This is a genomic window from Bradyrhizobium yuanmingense (assembly GCF_025200905.1).
In the GTDB taxonomy this organism is placed as follows: domain Bacteria; phylum Pseudomonadota; class Alphaproteobacteria; order Rhizobiales; family Xanthobacteraceae; genus Bradyrhizobium; species Bradyrhizobium yuanmingense.
This window is the reverse complement of record NZ_CP104173.1, coordinates 6,222,988-6,241,857: the sequence shown is the minus strand read 5'-3', so window position 1 is coordinate 6,241,857 and position 18,870 is coordinate 6,222,988. Positions and strand designations below refer to the sequence as shown.

The window sequence follows — 18,870 nt, the reverse complement described above, 5'->3', positions numbered from 1 at the left end:
AGCTTTGTTCCGGAATCTTTGCAATGAGGGACTACAATGGACATCAAAAAATATGCTGCCGAAGCCATCGGCACCTTCTGGCTGACATTCGCGGGCTGCGGAAGCGCGGTGATCGCCGCTGGCTTCCCGCAGGTCGGGATCGGGCTGGTCGGCGTGTCCCTGGCTTTCGGATTGAGCGTCGTCACCATGGCCTACGCGATCGGCCACATCTCCGGGTGCCATCTGAATCCGGCCGTCACGGTCGGTCTCGCCGCCGGCGGCCGCTTTCCGGCCGGCCAGATCCTGCCTTATGTGATCGCCCAGGTGGCGGGCGCGATTGTCGCCGCATCGCTGCTCTATGTCATTGCGAGTGGGGCGCCCGGCTTCGACGTCAGCAAGGGCTTCGCCTCCAACGGCTATGGCGCGCATTCGCCCGGTCAGTACAGCATGATGGCCGGCTTCCTCACCGAGGTGGTGATGACCATGATGTTCCTGTTCATCATCATGGGGGCGACCCATGGGCGCGCGCCGGCGGGATTCGCACCGCTGGCGATCGGGCTCGCGCTGGTGATGATCCACCTCGTCAGCATTCCCGTCACCAACACCTCGGTGAACCCGGCGCGCAGCACCGGCCCGGCGTTGTTCGTCGGCGGCTGGGCGCTGTCGCAGCTGTGGCTGTTCTGGGTCGCGCCGCTGATCGGCGGCGCGCTCGGCGGGGTGATCTATCGCTGGCTCAGCGAGGAGCCCAGCGGCGTCGTTGCGGGCGTGAAGACGGCGTAGTCACAATCGCCCGGCGGGATTGCAGCTCTTGCTGCGATCCCGTCACTTGTCGCGGGGCGGCCTGACTTCCGTCACGTGGCCCATCTTGCGGCCGGGGCGCGGCGCACCCTTGCCGTAGATGTGCACGGTCGCGCCCGGCACGCTCATCCACTTTTCGTAATCGTTGATCTCGTCGCCGATCAGGTTGGTCATGGTGACGACGTCGCCGTGGCGCACCGGCTTGCCGAGCGGCCAGCCGGCGATGGCGCGGATGTGTTGCTCGAACTGCGAGACGGAGGCGCCGTCGAGCGTCCAGTGCCCGGAATTGTGCACGCGCGGCGCGATCTCGTTGACCAGCACCTTCGGTCCGGTGCCGCCTGCCAGCACGAACATTTCGACCGCGAGCACGCCGACATAGTCGAGCGCGCTTGCGATTTTGCTCGCGATGCTGCGCGCCTCCTCGGCGAGCGCGTCAGGAATCGGCGCGGGCGCACGCGATATCTTCAGGATGTGGTCGCGGTGCTCGTTCTCGGTGACGTCGAAGCACTCGACCTCGCCCGTGGCCGCGCGCGCGGCGATCACGGAGATCTCGCGCTCGTAGGGCACGAAGGCCTCCAGGATCGCCGATTTGGTGGCGAGGCTGGTCCACACCTTCGCGATGTCGTCGCCCTCGCGGATGATGGCCTGGCCCTTGCCGTCATAGCCGAAGCGGCGGGTTTTCAGCACCGCTGGAAGGCCGATCCTGGCGATCGCCTCGCGCAGCGAGGAGACGGAGGTGACGTCGGCGTAGGCGGCAGTGCCGATCCCGAGCTTCGTCACGAAATCCTTCTCGGCGAGCCGGTCTTGGGTCGTCTCGAGGATCTTGCGGTTGGGCAGCACCGGGCGGCGCGCGTCCAATACCAGCGCGGCTGCCGCCGGCACGTTCTCGAATTCGTAGGTGATGACGTCGACATCATGCGCGAACAATTCGAGCGCCTCGACGTCGGCATATTCGGCGCAGGTCGCGTTCAGCACGACGTCGAAGGCCGGCGAATCCGGATCGGGCGAGAACACCTGGCAGCGCAGGCCGAGTCGCGCCGCGGCCATGGCCAGCATCCGGCCCAATTGTCCGCCGCCGAGGATTCCGATGGTGTCACCGGGCTTCAGCTTCACGTGCCTGGTGTCCGTCACGCCTTGTCCTCCGGCCGCTCGGCGACCGCCTCGGTCTGGGCCTTGCGCCAGGCGGCGAGGCGATCCGACAGGGCCGGGTCGGACAATGCCAACACGGCCGCTGCCAGCAGCGCGGCATTGATCGCGCCGGCCTTGCCGATGGCGAGGGTGCCGACCGGAATGCCCGCGGGCATCTGGACGATCGAATAGAGCGAATCGACGCCCTTGAGCGTCTTGGATTCGACGGGAACGCCGAAGACGGGAAGTTCCGTCAGCGCCGCCGCCATGCCGGGCAGATGGGCCGCGCCACCGGCGCCGGCGATGATAATCTTGTAACCTGCGGCCTTGGCACCCTTGGCGAATGCGAACAGCCGGTCGGGCGTGCGGTGGGCCGAGACGATGCGGCTGTCGGCAGCAATGCCGAGCGCGTCAAGCGTGTCGGCGGCGTGCCGCATCGTGTCCCAGTCCGACTGGCTTCCCATGATGATGGCGATCGGCGCGGTCATGACGTCAATTGTGCCCAGAAAAACAGAGAGATAGGCCAGATTAATGATTCCGGCCGGCGGCTCGCAAGGCGGTGGCAAGGAGAAGGGAATCCACTATCCTGTCTTGGTGAATCCCCGCAAGCCTTCATTGAGCAGGATGCCCATGAAGAAACCGAAAAGGGCGAGCCCTGCGAAGGCCAGAAAGGGCCGGAACATGAGCGCCGCCCGATCCAAAGCCGTTTCGAGCCGCGCGGCCAAACCGGCCTTGCGCAGAGCGCCGGCTGCCGATGACGGCAAGGCGATCATCCGCGGCCTCAGGAGCAAGCTCAAGGCGGCCCTGCTGCGGATCTCGGAGCTCGAGGCGGCCGCCGATACCGATTTCCTGCTCGGGATTCCCAACCGGCGCGGTTTCGAGCGCGAGCTCGCGCGCGCCATCGCCTATATGAAGCGCTACCGCGCCAGCGGGGCGCTGATCGTGCTCGACGTCGATCGGCTGAAGCCGATCAACGATTCCTTCGGTCATGCCGCCGGCGATGAGGTGCTCAAGGCGATTGTCGCCACGCTGACGCGACAGGTCCGCGCCTCCGACGTGGTCGGCCGGCTCGGGGGCGACGAGTTCGCGCTGCTGCTCTGGAATCTCAGCGAGACCGATGCGAAGGTCAAGGCTGCGGCCTTGGAGCAGGCGATCGACGAATTGTCATTCGTTTTTCGCGGCCAGCACGTGGCCGCGGGCGCCTCGGCCGGCGTCGCGCTGCTCGGTCCGCAATCCGCTGCAGGCCGCGCCCTGGAGGAGGCGGATGCCGCCATGTATGTGCGCAAGGCGAGCCGCCGGCACGAGCCGCGGATCAGGCTGGTCGGCGGCGAGCGCTAGTCTAGAGGGTGGCAAGATCTTCCGGCACGTTGCCGAACTTGCGCAGCAGCGTCGCGTCGCCGAATTCGCCGGTCATGGGATCGCCGCTGCGGCTGAACGCGATCGCGCCGATATGGCCGGCGCCGCGCGCCAGCATCTCTGCGCGTCGCAGCGCCGCCGTCGAGGACTGACACTCCTCTGCAGCGCCTGCGACGGGTGATCCGTCGTCATCGATCAAGAAGGGCATTGCAACGTAATAGGTCACATCCGACATGGCGTTGCTCCAAGGTTGAAGATTATGCGGCGCTGCTCTTGCTCCGCATCTTGCTGCGCGAGATCTCCGGAATGCAGCCGGCTGAAATCGCCGCCTGCAATTCCTCCAGCTCGGCTTCCAGATATTCGTTGGCCATGATCAGCGCCTTGATGGTGCTGCGCAGATTGCCGTCGCACATCGCGATCGCCTGATCGCAGGCCTGTTCGTAATGGCTGTTGTCGAAAAGGGCGGTTGCCGACATCTGCGTTGTCCTCGTGTGTTGTCCTTGAGCGTTCTCTGAGGTGGGGCGCCCGCGAATGTTCCTATTTTGTTCTTATTGAGTCAAGCGGATTCGGAAGCGGCGGGGCGCCGCGCAAGACCGGCTCACGGTCAGGCGATGATGTCGGGGGTGATCTGGTCTTCGATGAACGCGATGCGGTCGCGCAACAACAGCTTGCGCTTCTTCAGGCGCTGTAACCGCAACAGGTCGGGGGCGGGCGATTGATGCAATGCATCGATCGCCGCATCGAGATCTCGGTGTTCCTGCTGCAACCGGGTGAGCTCGGCTTCGAGCTCACGCTCATCTTCATTGGTCATGTCTGCGGTGGCCGAAAACCGATAGGCGTGAGATCCGGGCTGTGGATGCCCTGTGGAAATTATCGTCCTTGCGCCGCGTGATCGCAAGCGATCTGCGATCCCTCGTCCCCGATCTCCAGCAACATATTTCTGCAGGGAGCTGCGGCGGTGCGTGGGCGTATTGATATCATGGATTTTTCCGGCGTGGTTCCCTTAGTCACGCTTCGTTACATATGAACTTTCAAAAATGACGCTGCAACGACGGATACCCATCGACAGGACGAATCGGTGATGTAGACTTGGTTGTCCGGATCGAATCCTAAAGGTTCAACCCTACCGAGGAGGTTTCGAATGACAATTCAGGCACATCTCGTTGAATTGGAACGGAAGCACAAACTTCTCGAAAACGAATTGCACGAAGCTCTCGTGCACCTTTCAACAGACGACCTGCAAATTGTTGAGTTGAAGCGCCGGAAGTTGATGGTCAAGGACCAGATCGAGCGTCTGAAGCAATCTGGCGACACGCTCCACTAGTAACCCCCGTGACAGTGTAGAGTTGATCACGTCCTTCACGCAGGGATGAGAGCATCCGTGCTCATCCCTGCTGCAAGGTGTGTACCGTGCAACACGGTTGTGCGGCGCTCATTCTTGCTTGGACCCGTGGCTCTCGACGCGCACACTTATCCGCTTCTCGAAACACTGTCGATATCTGCGAGCTCGGCGACGTGATCGGCGATCGCGAGCGAGGACGTCAGTCCCGGCGATTCGATGCCGAACAGATTGATCAGGCCTGCAACGCCGTGATCGCGCGGGCCCTGCATCAAGAAATCCTGCGTGGCCACGGCCGGCGGCACGATCTTCGGGCGGATGCCCGAATAGCTCGGCATCAGCGCGCCGTCAGGCAGCGTCGGCCAGTATTTGCGGATCGCGGGATAGAAGCGCTCGGCGCGTGACGGATCGACCTCGTAGTCGATCGTCTCGATCCATTCGACGTCAGGCCCGAAGCGCGCCTGTCCTGCCATGTCCAGCGTCAAGTGCACCCCGAGGCCGCCGGGCTCCGGCACCGGATAGATCAGACGCGAGAACGGCGCCTTGGCGTTGCAGCTGAAGTAGTTTCCCTTGGCGAGATAGGCCGGCGGAATCCGGTCCAGCGGCATGCCGTCGATGTTGCGCGCCACATGCGTTGCCGACAGCCCCGCGGCGTTGACGAGGAGGTTGCATTGCAGCGTCATCGGTGCCTCGCCGCCGGCATCGATCTCGATGAGGCCGGCCGCCGCCTTGGCACGGATCAGCGGGGTGTGAAACGCGAAAGCTGCGCCGGCGTCCTCGGCTTCGCCGCGCAGTGAGAGCATGTAGGAATGGCTGTCGATGATGCCCGTCGACGGTGACAGCAGCGCGGCGTCGCAGGCGAGCGCCGGCTCCAGCGCGCGTGCGGCCTCGCCCGAGAGCAGCTGCATGTCGAGCACGCCGTTGGCCTCGGCATGCGCCTTGATCGATTGCAGCTTCTCGGTCTCCTTCGGGCTGGTCGCGACGATCAGCTTGCCGCAATTTTTGTGCGGGATGCCGCGCTCGGCGCAGTAGCGGTACAGCGCGTGCTTGCCTGCCACGCACATGCGCGCCATCCAGCTCCCGGCCCGGTAGTAGATGCCGGCATGGATCACCTCGCTGTTGCGCGAGGAGGTGACGGTGCCGATCGCCTCGGCTTCCTCCAGCACGATCACCTCGCGCCCGGCCTGGGCGAGCTTCCGGGCCACCGCGAGCCCGACCACGCCGGCTCCGATGACGACGCAATCGACCCTATCCATGGTTGTGCAGGATACCAGTTGGAAGCACCGGTGGCGCACGGTCCGGATGCGGCGGCGCAGGCGGGGCTTCCGTTAAGAAGTCGTTTATCATGTCAGGGCAATTGCCGCATTTTATGTCACATTATTCTGTTGTGCCCACAGGCGTTTACCCGATCCAAACCCGCGAAGCCAGACAATCCGACGTTGAAATCGCGGGTGGCTGATGGCTGAGAAGAACTGGCACGTGGGCAGCACGCTTTGGATTGCTGTGCACGCCCTCCTATGCCTGGCCGTTACGGGCGCGCCTGCGCGCGCCTTTGCGGCATCGGACAGCCTTGCCGTTCCGGGCGATCTCACCAGGCTTGATCCCGGCGTGATCTGGGAAGCCCTCATCGCGGGCATCGTGGTCTGCTCGTTCCTCGCCGCGATCGGGCTGTGGATCCATTCCTCGCTGCGCCGGTCCAGCCGTTTGCAGCTGCGTCGCAACGCCTTCATCTCCTCCGCCATGAACAACCTCAACCAGGGCGTGGTGATGACGGATGCGCAGCGCCGCGTCATCTTCTGCAATGACCGCTATCTCGAGATCTATGGCCTGACGCGATCCGACCTCCGGCCCAACATGACCGGTTGCGACATCCTGAGGCTGCGCCGCGAGCGCGGAGTGCTCGGCGTCACCGATGACGAATTTTACCGGAAGGCATCGAGCGCCAATGGCCTGACCACGGAACTGCCGGACGGACGGGCTATCCTGGTGAAGTATTTCGTGTTGCCGAACGGCGGCTCGGTGGCGACCCATCTCGACGTCACCGAGCAGCGCAACCTGTCGCGGCAGCTCGCCTCCACCAAGCAGTTCCTGGAATCGGTGCTCGATCATGTGCCGGCCTGCGTGGCGGCCAAGAACATCGAGGACGGCTGCTACATCTTCGCCAACAGCGCCTATGAGAAGTTCTGGGGATTGTCGCGGGACTTCGCCGTCGGCAGGAATGCACGGGAGCTGTTTGCGTCGGCCTCGGCGGCCAGCATCGAGGCCGCTGACCAGGCCGCGCTCAATTCGCCGGATGGCCAGCACCGCAATGAGTTCGAGGTGGATCGTGCCGGCGCGCGGCGCATGGTCGCCTCGATCCGGATCGTGGTCCGCAACGAGAGCAACAAGCCCGAATTTCTGCTCATCCTGTTCGAGGACATCACCGACCGCCGCTCGCTGTCGCAGGAGCTGGAGAGCACCAAGAAGTTCCTCGAGCTCGTGGTCGACAACATCCCGGTTGCGCTGATCGTGGAGCAGGTCAAGGACGGCCGCTATCTGCTCGCCAACCGCAGCGCGGAGACGATCCTCAACCGCAGGCGCGAGGAAGCCACCGGCCTGACCGCGTCCGACATCTTCAACGCCAAGGAAGCCAGGCTGATCGTCGCGCGCGACGAGGCCGCGATCAAGAAGCGCGGGATGATCACCGAGGAGCATCCGATCTCTACCAAGAACGGCCTGCGGCTGTTCCTCACCCGCCGCGCCACCGTGGTCAATGATGCCGGCGAGCCGCAATATCTGATCAAGACCCACGAGGATGTCACCGACCGCCGGCAGACCGAGTCGCGCATGGCGCACATGGCCTATCACGACGGCCTCACCGATCTGCCGAATCGCGCGGCCTTCCTGCAGGCGCTGACTCAGATGATCGAGGCTTGCGAGGGCACGGACGAGGAGTTCGCCGTGCTCTGCGTCGACCTCGACGGCCTCAAGGAGGTCAACGACGTCTTCGGCCATGCGCTGGGCGACAAGCTCCTGATCGAGGTCGCCCATCGGCTGCAGGATTCCGCACGCGGCGGCGTGGTGGCGCGCCTGTCCGGGGACGAGTTCGGCCTGATCATCGACGGCAAGCAGCCCGAGGCGGGCCTCGCGCTGGCGCAGCAGATCGGCGAAGCTGTCGCGAGGGACTTCCAGATCGACGGCCGCCCGGTCCGCGCCGGCATCACCACGGGCATGTCGGTCTTTCCCCACAATGGCACCGATGGCGCCTCGCTGCTCGCCAATGCCGGCGCGGCGCTGTTCCGCGCCAAGCAGAAGTCGCGCGGCACGATCAGCCTCTACCAGCCCGAGATGGACCAGCAGATCCGCGACCGCCGCGTGCTGCACCAGGACCTCTCCATGGCGGTCAAGAACGGCGAGCTCTCGCTCGCCTTCCAGCCGCAGGGGGCCGCGGGCCACAGCGTCGCCGAGAGCGAGATCATCGGCTTCGAGGCGCTGGCGCGCTGGCAGCATCCGGTGCGCGGCCAGGTTTCGCCGGCCGAATTCATTCCCATCGCCGAGGAGAGCGGCCTCATCGTCGAGATGGGCGAGTGGATCCTGCGCGAGGCCTGCCGCGAGGCGGCGTCCTGGCCGAAGCCGCTGCAGGTCGCGGTCAATCTGTCGCCGGCGCAGTTCATGCACGGCGACGTGGTCGGCCTCGTCCATTCGATCCTGATCGAGACGGGCCTCGCACCCGGCCGGCTCGAGCTCGAGATCACCGAAGGTGTTCTGATCGAGGATTTCGATCGCGGCCTTGCGCTGCTGCGCCGCCTGAAGGCGCTCGGCGTGCGCATCTCCATGGACGATTTCGGCAGCGGCTATTCTTCGCTGAGCTATCTCCAGGCGTTCCCGTTCGACAAGATCAAGATCGACCGCGCCTTCATCATCAATCTCGGCCGCAACCCGCAATCGGCGGCGATCGTGCGCGCCGTCATCGACCTCGGCCACGGCCTCGAAATGTCGATCATCGCCGAGGGCGTCGAGACGCTCGACCAGCTCGCCTTCCTCGCCAAGGAAGGCTGTGACGGGGTGCAGGGCTATCTGCTCGGCAAGCCGTTGCCGATCGGCAAATATGCCGGGCTCGTCGGCCGCGCCGAAGCCATGGAGCTTGCGCTGAAGACCGGTTAGAGCGTTTTCGAGCGAAGTGGACAGCGGCTCGCGTCAAGAAAACGCGTCAGAATATGAATCTAGAGCCACCGTTCCGATTTCATCGGAACGGAAATCGCTCTAGTGGATGGGAGTGCTTCGCTCCCATTCGACGGCTTCATGGCGGATTACGACCTCGCGATCATCGGCGGCGGCCTGAACGGCGTCAGCCTCGCCCGCGATGCGGCGGGCCGCGGCCTGCGGGTGATCCTGTTCGAGCAGGGCGATCTCGGCGGCGCGGCGTCGTCGGCCACACCGCGGCTGATCCACGGCGATCTCTCGGTGCTGGAGCGCCGCGGCTTTTGGCGGGTGCGCCGGGCACTGGCCGAGCGCCGGACCTGGCTCGCCATCGCGCCGCATCTGGTGCGGCCGATGCGTTTCGTGATTCCTGCACATGTGGACGAGCGTCCGCCGTGGCTGCTGCGGGCCGGCCTGTTTCTTTATGACGTCCTCGCCGGCCGGAGCGGCCTGCCCGGATCGACGACCCTCGACATCACCCATCACCCGGTCGGCAACGCGCTGAAGCGCCCGTTCGGCACGGCGTTCGAATATTCGGACTGTATCGTCGACGATTCCCGCCTTGTCGTGCTCACGGCGCTGGACGCCGCCGAGCGTGGTGCGACGATCCGGACCGGGGCGCGCTGCGTGCGTGCCGACCGAACCGACATCTGGCGGCTCGCCGTGGTCGATCGCGGCCACCGCCGCTCCGTTACAGCAAGGGCGCTGGCCAATACCAGTGGCGGCTGGACCTCGATCGTCGCGGAGACCGTCCTGCGCCAGCCGCAGCCCGCCGCCACGGCCATGCAGATGAGCCAGATCATCGTGCCCAGGCTGTTCGATTCAGACAATGTCTACGTGTTCCAGAACAGCGACGGCCGACTGATCTTCGCAAGCCCGTTTGAGCGCGCGTTCACGCTGATCGGCACAGTCACGCACGATTTCACCGGCGACCCCGCCATCGTGGCGGTGCGAGGGGCCGATGTCGGTTATCTCTGCGAAGCGGCGAGCCGCTACTTCCGCGAGCGCGTCGCCCCGACCGACGTGGTCCGGACGGTCTGCGGCGTCAATCTGAGGCCGGCGTCCGCGCGGCAACGCGAGGGCACAACCCTGTTCCACGCGCGCCGGCGCAAGGCACCGCTGATCACGATGTTCGGCGGCGACCTCACCACCGCGCGCCGGCGCGCCGAGCGGGCGGTGACGAGGCTGACGCCGTTCTATCCGATGTCGCCGCCCTGGACCGCCGGCGCAGCGCTGCCAGGTGGAGATTTCGCCTGGGATCGTTTCGACACCGAGGTCGACCTCGCACGCGAGCGCTGGCGCTTTCTGTCCGAGCCGGAAGCCCAGCGCCTGGTCGCGGCCTACGGCTCGCGATTGGCGGCCGTGCTCGGTGAAGCAAGGACGCGCAAAGAGCTTGGCCCAGCCTTCGGTCCCGAACTGACCGGCGCGGAGGTGCGATATCTCATGACCCACGAATGGGCGCGTTTTCCGGATGACGTTCTGTGGCGCCGTTCCAAGCTGGGCCTGACAATGCCTGCGGCGGACCACGACGCGCTGGCGGCGTTCATGGCAGATCTGAGCCGGTCACTGGTGTAGCCCGGATGGAGCGAAGCGAAATCCGGGAGAGTCTCTGCGCCGGCGAACAGCCGCGGATTCCGCTTCGCTCCATCCGGGCTACGGCGGCGCGATGTAAGTTTTCCCCGAACCGGTTGAGCTAAACACGATCGGCCGCTAGCGTGCGGCGGAATCGGGGTTGGCAGGGACCATGGCGGAAGAATTGCCCGGGATGAACGTTGCGGCTGAAGCGGCTGGCGGGGACGCATGCCCGGCGCCCGGCCAGCCGCTGCTGCGCATCGAGGGCGTCGCCAAGACCTTTGGCACGTTCCGCGCCGTCGACGGCGTGTCGCTCGATATCAAGGCCGGCGAGTTCTTCGCGCTGCTCGGCCCGAGCGGCTGCGGCAAGACCACGCTCTTGCGCATGCTCGCGGGCTTCGAGGCGCCGGACGAGGGGCGTATCCTGCTCGGCGGCAAGGATATCGCGCAGGCGCTGCCGCACGAGCGCCCGATCAACATGATGTTCCAGAACTATGCGCTGTTCCCGCATCTGTCGGTACGCGACAACATTGCCTTCGGCCTGAAGCGCGCCGGCATGCCGCGTGCCGACATCGCCACGCGCGTCGCGGAGATGGTGGCGCTGGTCAAGCTCGAGGGATTGGAGAAGCGCAAGCCGGACCAGTTGTCCGGCGGTCAGCGCCAGCGCGTGGCGCTCGCCCGCGCATTGGCGCGCCGCCCGCAACTCCTGCTGCTCGACGAGCCGCTCGCAGCCCTCGACAAGAAGCTTCGCGAAAACACGCAAGCCGAGCTGATGGAACTGCAGCGGCGGCTCGGCATGACCTTCATCATCGTCACCCACGACCAGGAGGAGGCGATGACGATGGCGAGCCGGATCGGCGTGATGAAATCAGGCAAGCTCGCCCAGGTCGCGAACCCCCGCGAGCTCTATGAGGCGCCGCGCTCGCGCTGGATCGCCGAGTTCGTCGGCGACATCAACCTGTTCGACGGCGAGTCAAAATTGCGCGACGGTCATCGTCTGGTCATCGGCACGCGCGATGCGGGGGCGCTGGTGGTGGCCGAGCCGCGTGAGGCGGTCGGCACCGGAAAACTGGCGGTCGCGATCCGCCCCGAGAAGGTCAAGCTGTCGCGCCGCGGCCCGGCCAACGAGGCCGTTCGTGAGACGGCGATCAACACCCTCGAGGGCGTGATCGCGGACATCTGCTATCTCGGCGGCACCACCACCTATAAGGTGAAGCTCGACACCGGCGGGATGCTGCAGGCGTCGGTCGCTAACAGCGCGCGGCTGGATGTCGACGCCTACAGCCTGAACCAGCATGTCGTCGCCTGGTTCACGCCCGACGATTGCGTGGTGCTGCAATCATGAGCTCGCGCCGCATCTTCGCAAAGCCGGCGCGCTTCGCGGCCATCGCGCCCTATGTCTGGATGGTGCTGTTCTTCCTGGTGCCGTTCGGCTTCGTGCTCAAGATCAGCCTGTCGCAGACCGCGATCGCGCAGCCGCCTTACGAGCCGGTGTTCGACCTCACGGCGGGATGGAACGCGCTGAAGGCAGCGTTCGCTGCGCTCTCGGTCGACAATTTCAAGCTGCTCGCCTCCGACGACATTTACGTCTTCGCCTATGTCCGCAGCCTCACCGTCGCCCTCACGGCCACCGCGCTACTGCTCCTGATCGGCTATCCCATCGCCTACGGGATGGCGCGGCTGCCGCAGCGCTGGCAGGCGGTGGCGATGGTGCTGGTGATCGTGCCGTTCTGGACCTCGTTCCTGATCCGCATCTACGCCTGGATCAACATCCTCCAGCACGACGGCCTGCTGAACCAGGTCCTGCTGGCGCTGCATCTTTTCAGCCAGCCCGTGGTGTGGCTCTCCACCGACACCGCGATGTATATCGGCATCGTCTATTCCTATCTGCCGTTCATGATCCTGCCGCTCTACGCGACGCTCGCCAAGATGGAGCCGGTGCTGGAGGAAGCGGCTGCCGATCTCGGCGCGCCGCCCTGGCGGGTGTTCTGGCTCGTCACCTTCCCGCTGTCGCTGCCCGGTGTCGGCGCCGGCGTGCTCTTGTGCTTCATCCCGATCGTCGGCGAGTTCGTCATTCCCGACCTTCTGGCCGGCTCCAATTCGCTGATGATCGGCCAGACCCTGTGGCTCGAATTCTTCACCAACAAGGACTGGCCGGTTGCCTCGGCTGCCGCGATCGTGCTGCTGGTCGTGCTGCTGGTGCCGCTCTTGCTGTACGAGCGGCTGCAGAAGCGGCAGCTGGAACAGGGAAGATAGCGCGATGCGCAAGGTCTCCCGCCTGTCCCGCTTCAACATCGCCTCGCTCGCGCTGGGGCTGGCGTTCCTCTATTTGCCGATCCTGATCCTCGTTCTCTATTCCTTCAACGCTTCGCGCCTGGTGACGGTGTGGGGCGGCTGGTCGCTGCGCTGGTATCATGAGTTGTTCAACGATCGCGCCATGATCGAGGCGGCCTGGATGAGCCTGCGGGTCGCTGTCGCCTCCGCGACGATCGCGACGCTGCTCGGCACGCTCGCAGCGGTGGCGCTGTCGCGCGGTGAACGCTTTCGTGGTCGCACCCTGTTCTCAGGCATGCTCTACGCACCGCTGGTGATGCCGGAGGTGATCACCGGATTGTCGCTGCTCTTGCTGTTCGTTGCGCTGAACGCCGAGCGGGGTTTCTGGACGGTGACGATCGCCCACACCACGCTCACCATGTGCTTCGTCACGGTGGTCGTGCAGTCGCGCCTCGGCTCGCTCGATCGCTCGCTGGAGGAGGCGGCGATGGATCTCGGCTGCAATCCCGTCGGTGCGTTCGTTGCCGTAACGCTGCCGCTGATCGCCCCTGCAATCGTCGCCGGCTGGATGCTGGCGTTCACGCTGTCGCTCGATGATCTCGTGATCGCGAGCTTCACCACGGGCCCAGGCTCGGCGACGCTGCCGATCCGCATCTATTCGGAGGTGCGGCTCGGCGTGAAGCCCGAGATCAACGCGATCTGCACGCTGGTGATCGCGCTGATCGCGGTGGTGATCGTGATCGCTTCGCTCGCCTCCAAGCTGTCGAGCTCGCAGGGCGAGAGCGCGGCGCCGCTGTAGAGGAGAGCGTCACTCCGGAGCGATACGCAGCATTGAACCATGGTGCGGAATAGCGCACCTGAGAAGCTCGAGATTCCGGGTCTGGTCCTTCGGACCATCCCGGAATGACAGCCTATTTACGACTTCACCGCACCCGCCGTGAGCCCGCCCACCATGTAGCGGCGGAAGGCGTAATAGACCGCGGCCGGCGGCAGCGCGTAGATGAAGCCCGTCGTCATCAGCAGCTCCCAAGGCGAGTCGTCGGCGGCGAGGAAGTTGCCGAGCGCGACGGGGAGGGTGATGTCGCGGTCGTTCGACAGCAGCAGGAACGCGTAGAGATACTCGTTCCAGGCCAGCAGCACCGCATAGGTGCCGATCGCGACCAGCGAGGGCATCATCAGCGGCAAATAGACCAGGCGGAAGATCTGCAGCGTGGTGGCGCCGTCCATCACCGCGGCTTCGTCCAGCTCCACCGGCAGCTTGTCCGAGGCCTGCTTCAGCACCCAGATCGCGTAAGGCGAGGCGATCGTCACCATGGCCAGGATCAGCGACCAGTGATTGTTGAGCAGGCCGTAATTGCCCATCGTGCGATACATCGGGACCGCGAGGAACGCCGCCGGAATGAAATAGGTGAAGAGCGCGAGGTTCAGCACGGCGCGGCCGCCCGGCACCTTCAATCGCGAAATCGCGAACGCCGCGGCGGTCGCGATGAACAGCGTGAGCACGCCCACGGAGACTGCGATCAGCGTCGAATTCCAGAACTGGGCGTAGAAGTCGCGCAGGAAGTAGTGCTGCTGCTTGAACACGATTTCGAAGTTGTGCAGCGTCGGATGGTCCGGCCACAGCTTGCCCGAGAACGCGTCCTCCTTCGGGGAGATCGCGAACAGGAACATGTGGTAGATCGGGATCATCGTCCACAGGAAGACGGGAATGCCGATCAGCAGCAGCCGCGCTTCCGTCGCGACGTCACGGAGGGAGGGAAGCTTCATCGCGACAACCGTTTCATCATGAAGTAAACCAGTGGCAGGACGAACGGCATCGCGCAGACGATGGATGCCATCGCGAGCGAGAGCTGGTCGAGCCGAAGATAGCGGATGCCGAGCGTCGCCAGCACGTGCGTGAGGTCGGCAGGTCCGCCGCCGGTGAGCAGGTAGACGCTGTTGAAATCGCCCAGCGTCCAGATCATCGAGAGCAGCGTGCAGGTGACGTAGAGCGTCTGCATCGACGGCCAGGTGATGTAGCGGAATTTCTGCCACCAGCTGGCACCGTCGACCTCGGCGGCCTCGAACAGATCGTGCGAGATCGCAAGGCGCCCGGTGATCAGGATCAGCGTCCAGAACGGCAGCGACTTCCAGATGTGCACGGCGATCGCCATGCAGAGCGCGACGGTCGGGTCGTTCAGCCAGTTCGGACCGTCATCGCCGGTCAGGGAGAAGATGAAATGGTTGACCATGCCCCATTCGGGATTGAGCATGAAGCGCACCGACAGGATGGTCGGGATCGACGGCACCGCCCAGGGCAGGATGAAGATCACCGACAGCCATCTGATCCAGGTGCGCTGCTGCGCGAAGAAGCCGGACAGGAACAGCGCAATCATCATCTTGATGTTGATGCCGACGACCAGGAAGATCAGCGTGTTGATTGCAGCGCGCGCGAAGATCGGGTCGTGATATAGCGCCACATAGTTTGCCGGATCGCGTGCCAGCCAGAGCCCGTAGCAGACGGGATAGACGACGAAGGCAAGGAAGACGAGCAGATAAGGTGTTAGCAGGAGGATGCCCCAGACCTGCGCCGGGGTCAGCCGCGACGACAGGGGCGGGCCGGGTATTGCCTGATCGCCAGAGAGCGTGATCGCCATTCTTTCGGACTCTTCAAAGAGAAGCCGGCCGCGAGACGCGGCCGGTGTTGTTGTTGCACTCTCCCCCGCAACGCGGAGAGATCGGCGGACGACTCAGCCCGCGACCTGCTTGATGCGGGCGATGAGTTCGTCGACCGCCTTGTCGACCGGAACCTTCTCACTGACGACGCGGTTCATCGCCTTCGCCCACACGTTCTCATTGTTCAAGATCGTGAACTTCCAGTTCCTGGTAAAGTCGAACTGAGAGGTGCCGCCCTTGAACTGGGTGTAGACGGCCTTGCGGTGCTTGTCGGCCTGCCAGAACGGGCTTTCCTGGCTTTCTTTCGTCACCGGGAACCAGCGGCCGAGCGCGCCCTCGATGTAGGGACGGATGTTCTCTTCCTGCAGCAGGAAGTTGAGGAACTGCTTGCCCTCGGCCTTGTTCTTGGCCGCGGTGAAGATCAGACCCGTCTTGACGTCGGAGCGATACTTGATGGTCGAGCCATCGGGAGCCTTGGGGAAGGACGCCGTGACGATGTCCTGCTCATAAGCCTTTTTGCCGGCCTCGCGCTGTTCCGGCGTGAGGTTCTGGTTCTGCGATTCCTCGTACCATTTCGCTGCGATCGAGATCGTGAAGTTGTGGGTCATCACGATCGTCTTGTTGTGGAAGGCGACATTGTTGTCCGGGTCCTTCCAGGTAGTCGCGGAGGGCGGGGCGCAGCCTTTGCTGTAGGTGTCGGTGTAGTCCTTCAGCGCCTTGATCAGGCCGTCGCGGACCTTGGGGTCGTCCACCAGCAGCTTGCCGTCGTCGTCGACCAGCTTGACGTGGTAGGCGTCCATGAAGGTGTAGAACGATTGGAACGAGTCGGTGGATTCCACGCCCATCGGCTGGCCGACGGCATAGATGCGCTGGCCTGTGGCCTTACGGATCGCCGGCTGCACCTTGTCGCACCAGAAGCTCCAGTAGCCGGTCCAGTCGTTCGGGATGTCACTCTGCTTGAAGCCGGCTTTCTCCAGCATGTCGTTCCAGATCTGGACGTGCATGCTCTGCTGCTTCAGCGGGAAGCCGTAATAGGCCTTCTTCTTGGCGACGTCGTTGTAGAGGATCGAGGCGTCCAGCGTGTTCTGCACGAACCGGCCCTTGATCGGCTCCATGACGTCGGTGAGGTCCTCGAGCTTGCCCTCATAGGCCCACTTGCCCTGTACCTGCACGTCGTAGCTGTCGGAATAGGCGACGTCGGGCACGGTGCCCGCATCGAGCGCTGCGACGGTCTTCGGAATCATGTCCTGGATCGCGTATTGCGACAATTCGACCTTGATGCCGGTCTTGGCTTCAAACTTCTTGATCGTCTCGGCGAGCGCTTCGTCCTCGGACTTGTAAAAGCCTTTGACCCACCAGACCGTGATCGTCTTCTGTTGTGCAAATGCGGGCGCAGTGGCGGCAAACAGCCCAACCGCAGCGACCGCCAATGAAACTGCGCCAATAACCTTGGATTTCACGTTTTTCTCCCTCAAACGGCCGGTGTTTTAACCGGTCGTATAAAACACTAGCGCATGGTGGTAGCGCAATCAACGCATCTTGTCGGACCAAGGTCGTAGCGCGTCGGAGATGCATCATGCGCGCATCGATCCAATCGCCGCATCAATTCACCGGGATCAATTCGCGCGCGCTCCACGGCGCACAATCGTCAGTTCGACTTCGCGCCCTCTTTCGCATTTTCGGCGGTCGGCGATCCCTCCGGGCGCTTTCCACCCGTGATGCGTTGCTTGAGGAGATCGAGGAAGGGAGACGCCGCCGGCGACTGCCGGATCAGGCTTTCGGGATCGGGGAAGATCAGGGGATCGTCCCAGGGGCCCTGCACCATGAAGGGCAATTGAAAGCCGGACGCCGTGTTGAGGCTCGCCACGCCCTTCATGTCGTATTCGCGGGCCGGCACCGAGGCGGTGCCGGTCAGCGTGATCTTGGCCGCCGGGCCTTCGATGCGGATGTCTTCGGCGGTTGCGATGCCGTCGGAGAATTTCACGGCGATCGTGAGCTTGTCGTATGGCGTCGAGCCGCTGCGGAAATTGCCGCCGCCCGACAGCGGCCGCCGCTCCAGCCGCTTCAGCAGCTGCTCGGCATTGAAGCCCGCGATCGCGCCGTTATGCCCGGTCACGGTGGCGCTGCCGTCGAGCGACTGCACGAGGCCGAACGGGCTCGAGCCCGAGGCGAACAGCGAGACGTTGATGTTGCCGCGGCCGGACAGCTTGTTGAGGCCGAACAGCTCGGTGGCGCAGGCCTGCAGATCGACGTCGGTGAACTGGAATTGCGCCTTGATGTCGGCGACCGTATCGGACCGCGCGATGCCGAACGAGCCTTTCGCGATACCGCCATAGACCTGCGCCTCGCCGACCGAGAGGGCCAGCGTGCCATTCCGCAAATTGGCGCCGATCGCGGTGCGGCCGAGCCGCGTGGGCCCGACCGTCAGCTTGGCCGCCGACAGGCGCATGTCGAGGTCGGTGGTCGACAATCCCTGGAGGTCGAACAGCTGCCTGTTCCAGTCGCGCGCCCCACTCGCGAGCAGGCGGAACGTCGAGATATAAGGTGTGAAGTCGAGCGCGTCGGCGGCGAGCGTGGCCTGCAGCGTCTGCCGGCCGTTATTGGCGTAGGTCATGACGCCTTCGGCGGCATTGCCGTCGAGCTCGACGTTGACATTGGTGAGCGCGATCGAGGCGCCGACGACGTTGGCGCGCGCCTTCAGCACGAAGCGGCCGAAGCCGCCGCTGCCGGGCTGCGGCTGTCCGGTCCAGCGCAGCGCGTTGCGCAAGGACGGGCTGTCCACTGTGAGCGTGCCCTCCATCATCGCGCTGGTGCGATTGGCGACGCTGCCGTCGAAGGCGAGCTTGAGCGGCGCGCTGGCGATGCGCGCCTTCAGGCCGGAGCGGTCGCCGGAGAGGGCGGCGACGAAATCGGAAAAGCTGATCGAGCCGTCGACGCGCTCGCCGCGCCAGTCGAACTGCCCGGTCGCGGCAAAAGAGCGCGAGATCGAAGGCCAGGCCAGCGACAGGTCGATGTCCTCGAGCTTCTCGTTGGCACGCGTGGCAACGTCCTCGTAATCGAGCACGCCGTCCTGGATGCGGATTTCGGAGAACGAGACCTGGTTCTCGGCCCCGGGCTTCATGGTGCGTGCGATGGTCTGGATGAAGGGCGTCCAGTTGCTCTCGCCGTCCGGCTTCAGGCTGACGTGGATGCGCGGCCGCAGCAGCGTCAGGTCGGCGATCTCGAAACGCTGCAGCAGAAGCGGCAGCAGCCGCAAATTCGCGGTAAGCACGTCGACCTGGAGCGCGGGAGCGCTCGTGCCGCCGCCCTTGAGGCCGACGTCGCGGAAGGAGATGTAGCTCGCCGGAAGCACCGAGATCTCGATGCTGCCTGCGACATTGAGCTCGAGCCCGGTGACGTCGCGGATCTGCGCTTCGACCGCCTTGCGCAGCGCGTCGCGGTTGATGAGCCAGGAGGTCGCGATCAGGGCGATCAGCGCGACGCCGAGCAGCGCCGCGATCGGCGTCCCGAGGCGCTTCATTCCTTGGGCCATGGTCAATGGCATGTCCTGATCGGGTTGGTCGTTGGAGCCAGAAGGGCGGGCGCGTAAC

18 protein-coding genes are annotated in these 18,870 nt (G+C 64.7%); 8 read left to right on the top strand and 10 right to left on the bottom strand.

Going from position 1 to position 18,870, the window contains the following annotated elements; all coding sequences use genetic code 11:
- The first annotated feature begins 36 nt into the window (after nucleotides 1-36).
- Complete coding sequence (aqpZ, locus tag N2605_RS28875; RefSeq protein ID WP_035998714.1) at nucleotides 37-759, top strand: aquaporin Z; 723 nt, start codon at nucleotides 37-39, stop codon at nucleotides 757-759.
- Nucleotides 760-801: 42 nt separating this feature from the next.
- Here the strand turns inward: aqpZ and N2605_RS28870 are convergent, their stop codons facing one another.
- Both N2605_RS28870 and purE read right to left on the bottom strand, forming a co-directional pair.
- Nucleotides 802-1,908: a 5-(carboxyamino)imidazole ribonucleotide synthase gene (locus tag N2605_RS28870; protein ID WP_035998717.1), complete on the bottom strand. Its 1,107-nt coding sequence runs from the start codon at nucleotides 1,906-1,908 to the stop codon at nucleotides 802-804.
- The gene (purE, locus tag N2605_RS28865) at nucleotides 1,905-2,393 is read right to left on the bottom strand and encodes a 5-(carboxyamino)imidazole ribonucleotide mutase (protein WP_035998720.1); all 489 of its coding nucleotides are present in this window, start codon (nucleotides 2,391-2,393) and stop codon (nucleotides 1,905-1,907) included. The genes N2605_RS28870 and purE overlap by 4 nt, the downstream gene beginning before the upstream one ends.
- A 142-nt stretch (nucleotides 2,394-2,535) precedes the next feature.
- Between purE and N2605_RS28860 the strand changes: the two genes are divergently transcribed.
- A complete protein-coding gene (locus tag N2605_RS28860; protein ID WP_225141194.1) occupies nucleotides 2,536-3,243 on the top strand; it encodes a GGDEF domain-containing protein in 708 nt (235 codons plus the stop codon).
- A 1-nt stretch (nucleotide 3,244) separates the two neighbouring features.
- Here N2605_RS28860 and N2605_RS28855 read toward each other — a convergent pair whose 3' ends face one another.
- From N2605_RS28855 to N2605_RS28845, 3 genes are all read right to left on the bottom strand, one after another.
- Nucleotides 3,245-3,496: a hypothetical protein gene (locus tag N2605_RS28855; protein ID WP_036021965.1), complete on the bottom strand. Its 252-nt coding sequence runs from the start codon at nucleotides 3,494-3,496 to the stop codon at nucleotides 3,245-3,247.
- A gap of 22 nt (nucleotides 3,497-3,518) precedes the next feature.
- Nucleotides 3,519-3,737 (bottom strand): hypothetical protein, encoded by a 219-nt coding sequence (locus tag N2605_RS28850; RefSeq protein ID WP_035998725.1) that lies wholly within the window; start codon nucleotides 3,735-3,737, stop codon nucleotides 3,519-3,521.
- A 128-nt stretch (nucleotides 3,738-3,865) separates the two neighbouring features.
- On the bottom strand, nucleotides 3,866-4,072 hold the full coding sequence (locus tag N2605_RS28845) for a YdcH family protein (protein ID WP_008546179.1): 207 nt from the start codon (nucleotides 4,070-4,072) through the stop codon (nucleotides 3,866-3,868).
- A 330-nt stretch (nucleotides 4,073-4,402) separates the two neighbouring features.
- Between N2605_RS28845 and N2605_RS28840 the strand changes: the two genes are divergently transcribed.
- Nucleotides 4,403-4,585, top strand: coding sequence for a YdcH family protein (locus N2605_RS28840; protein WP_008546178.1), 183 nt, complete (start codon nucleotides 4,403-4,405; stop codon nucleotides 4,583-4,585).
- Between the two features lie 146 nt (nucleotides 4,586-4,731).
- Here the strand turns inward: N2605_RS28840 and N2605_RS28835 are convergent, their stop codons facing one another.
- Nucleotides 4,732-5,856, bottom strand: coding sequence for an NAD(P)/FAD-dependent oxidoreductase (locus N2605_RS28835; RefSeq protein WP_035998729.1), 1,125 nt, complete (start codon nucleotides 5,854-5,856; stop codon nucleotides 4,732-4,734).
- Between the two features lie 202 nt (nucleotides 5,857-6,058).
- Here N2605_RS28835 and N2605_RS28830 point away from each other — a divergent pair, with 202 nt between their 5' ends.
- The 5 genes from N2605_RS28830 (at nucleotide 6,059) to N2605_RS28810 (ending at nucleotide 13,424) form a co-directional block, all read left to right on the top strand.
- Complete coding sequence (locus N2605_RS28830; RefSeq protein ID WP_225126277.1) at nucleotides 6,059-8,743, top strand: EAL domain-containing protein; 2,685 nt, start codon at nucleotides 6,059-6,061, stop codon at nucleotides 8,741-8,743.
- Nucleotides 8,744-8,881: 138 nt separating this feature from the next.
- Nucleotides 8,882-10,354 (top strand): glycerol-3-phosphate dehydrogenase, encoded by a 1,473-nt coding sequence (locus tag N2605_RS28825; protein WP_225126276.1) that lies wholly within the window; start codon nucleotides 8,882-8,884, stop codon nucleotides 10,352-10,354.
- A 169-nt stretch (nucleotides 10,355-10,523) separates the two neighbouring features.
- The gene (locus tag N2605_RS28820) at nucleotides 10,524-11,696 is read left to right on the top strand and encodes an ABC transporter ATP-binding protein (protein WP_260344215.1); all 1,173 of its coding nucleotides are present in this window, start codon (nucleotides 10,524-10,526) and stop codon (nucleotides 11,694-11,696) included.
- Entirely contained in the window at nucleotides 11,693-12,607 is a 915-nt protein-coding gene (locus N2605_RS28815; RefSeq protein ID WP_225126274.1) for an ABC transporter permease, read from the top strand. Before N2605_RS28820 ends, N2605_RS28815 begins: the two co-directional genes overlap by 4 nt.
- Nucleotides 12,608-12,611: 4 nt before the next feature.
- Nucleotides 12,612-13,424, top strand: a complete 813-nt coding sequence (locus N2605_RS28810) for an ABC transporter permease (RefSeq protein WP_036041161.1) — start codon at nucleotides 12,612-12,614, stop codon at nucleotides 13,422-13,424.
- A gap of 116 nt (nucleotides 13,425-13,540) precedes the next feature.
- Here N2605_RS28810 and N2605_RS28805 read toward each other — a convergent pair whose 3' ends face one another.
- From N2605_RS28805 to N2605_RS28790, 4 genes are all read right to left on the bottom strand, one after another.
- Complete coding sequence (locus N2605_RS28805; RefSeq protein ID WP_035998760.1) at nucleotides 13,541-14,392, bottom strand: carbohydrate ABC transporter permease; 852 nt, start codon at nucleotides 14,390-14,392, stop codon at nucleotides 13,541-13,543.
- Entirely contained in the window at nucleotides 14,389-15,261 is an 873-nt protein-coding gene (locus N2605_RS28800; RefSeq protein WP_035998764.1) for a carbohydrate ABC transporter permease, read from the bottom strand. The genes N2605_RS28805 and N2605_RS28800 overlap by 4 nt, the downstream gene beginning before the upstream one ends.
- Nucleotides 15,262-15,354: 93 nt before the next feature.
- Nucleotides 15,355-16,740: an ABC transporter substrate-binding protein gene (locus N2605_RS28795; RefSeq protein WP_035998767.1), complete on the bottom strand. Its 1,386-nt coding sequence runs from the start codon at nucleotides 16,738-16,740 to the stop codon at nucleotides 15,355-15,357.
- 188 nt (nucleotides 16,741-16,928) lie between these two features.
- Nucleotides 16,929-18,812, bottom strand: coding sequence for an AsmA family protein (locus N2605_RS28790; RefSeq protein WP_260344214.1), 1,884 nt, complete (start codon nucleotides 18,810-18,812; stop codon nucleotides 16,929-16,931).
- Nucleotides 18,813-18,870: the final 58 nt, after the last annotated feature.

Coding starts and splice junctions, on each gene's coding strand:
- N2605_RS28835 (WP_035998729.1), bottom strand. CDS start 5,856: ATGGATAGGGTCGATTGCGTCGTCATCGGAGCCGGCGTGGTCGGGCTC.
- N2605_RS28850 (WP_035998725.1), bottom strand. CDS start 3,737: ATGTCGGCAACCGCCCTTTTCGACAACAGCCATTACGAACAGGCCTGC.
- N2605_RS28860 (WP_225141194.1), top strand. CDS start 2,536: ATGAAGAAACCGAAAAGGGCGAGCCCTGCGAAGGCCAGAAAGGGCCGG.
- aqpZ (WP_035998714.1), top strand. CDS start 37: ATGGACATCAAAAAATATGCTGCCGAAGCCATCGGCACCTTCTGGCTG.
- N2605_RS28790 (WP_260344214.1), bottom strand. CDS start 18,812: ATGGCCCAAGGAATGAAGCGCCTCGGGACGCCGATCGCGGCGCTGCTC.
- N2605_RS28810 (WP_036041161.1), top strand. CDS start 12,612: ATGCGCAAGGTCTCCCGCCTGTCCCGCTTCAACATCGCCTCGCTCGCG.
- N2605_RS28845 (WP_008546179.1), bottom strand. CDS start 4,072: ATGACCAATGAAGATGAGCGTGAGCTCGAAGCCGAGCTCACCCGGTTG.
- N2605_RS28820 (WP_260344215.1), top strand. CDS start 10,524: ATGGCGGAAGAATTGCCCGGGATGAACGTTGCGGCTGAAGCGGCTGGC.
- N2605_RS28805 (WP_035998760.1), bottom strand. CDS start 14,392: ATGAAGCTTCCCTCCCTCCGTGACGTCGCGACGGAAGCGCGGCTGCTG.
- N2605_RS28830 (WP_225126277.1), top strand. CDS start 6,059: ATGGCTGAGAAGAACTGGCACGTGGGCAGCACGCTTTGGATTGCTGTG.
- N2605_RS28855 (WP_036021965.1), bottom strand. CDS start 3,496: ATGTCGGATGTGACCTATTACGTTGCAATGCCCTTCTTGATCGATGAC.
- purE (WP_035998720.1), bottom strand. CDS start 2,393: ATGACCGCGCCGATCGCCATCATCATGGGAAGCCAGTCGGACTGGGAC.
- N2605_RS28825 (WP_225126276.1), top strand. CDS start 8,882: ATGGCGGATTACGACCTCGCGATCATCGGCGGCGGCCTGAACGGCGTC.
- N2605_RS28840 (WP_008546178.1), top strand. CDS start 4,403: ATGACAATTCAGGCACATCTCGTTGAATTGGAACGGAAGCACAAACTT.
- N2605_RS28800 (WP_035998764.1), bottom strand. CDS start 15,261: ATGGCGATCACGCTCTCTGGCGATCAGGCAATACCCGGCCCGCCCCTG.
- N2605_RS28815 (WP_225126274.1), top strand. CDS start 11,693: ATGAGCTCGCGCCGCATCTTCGCAAAGCCGGCGCGCTTCGCGGCCATC.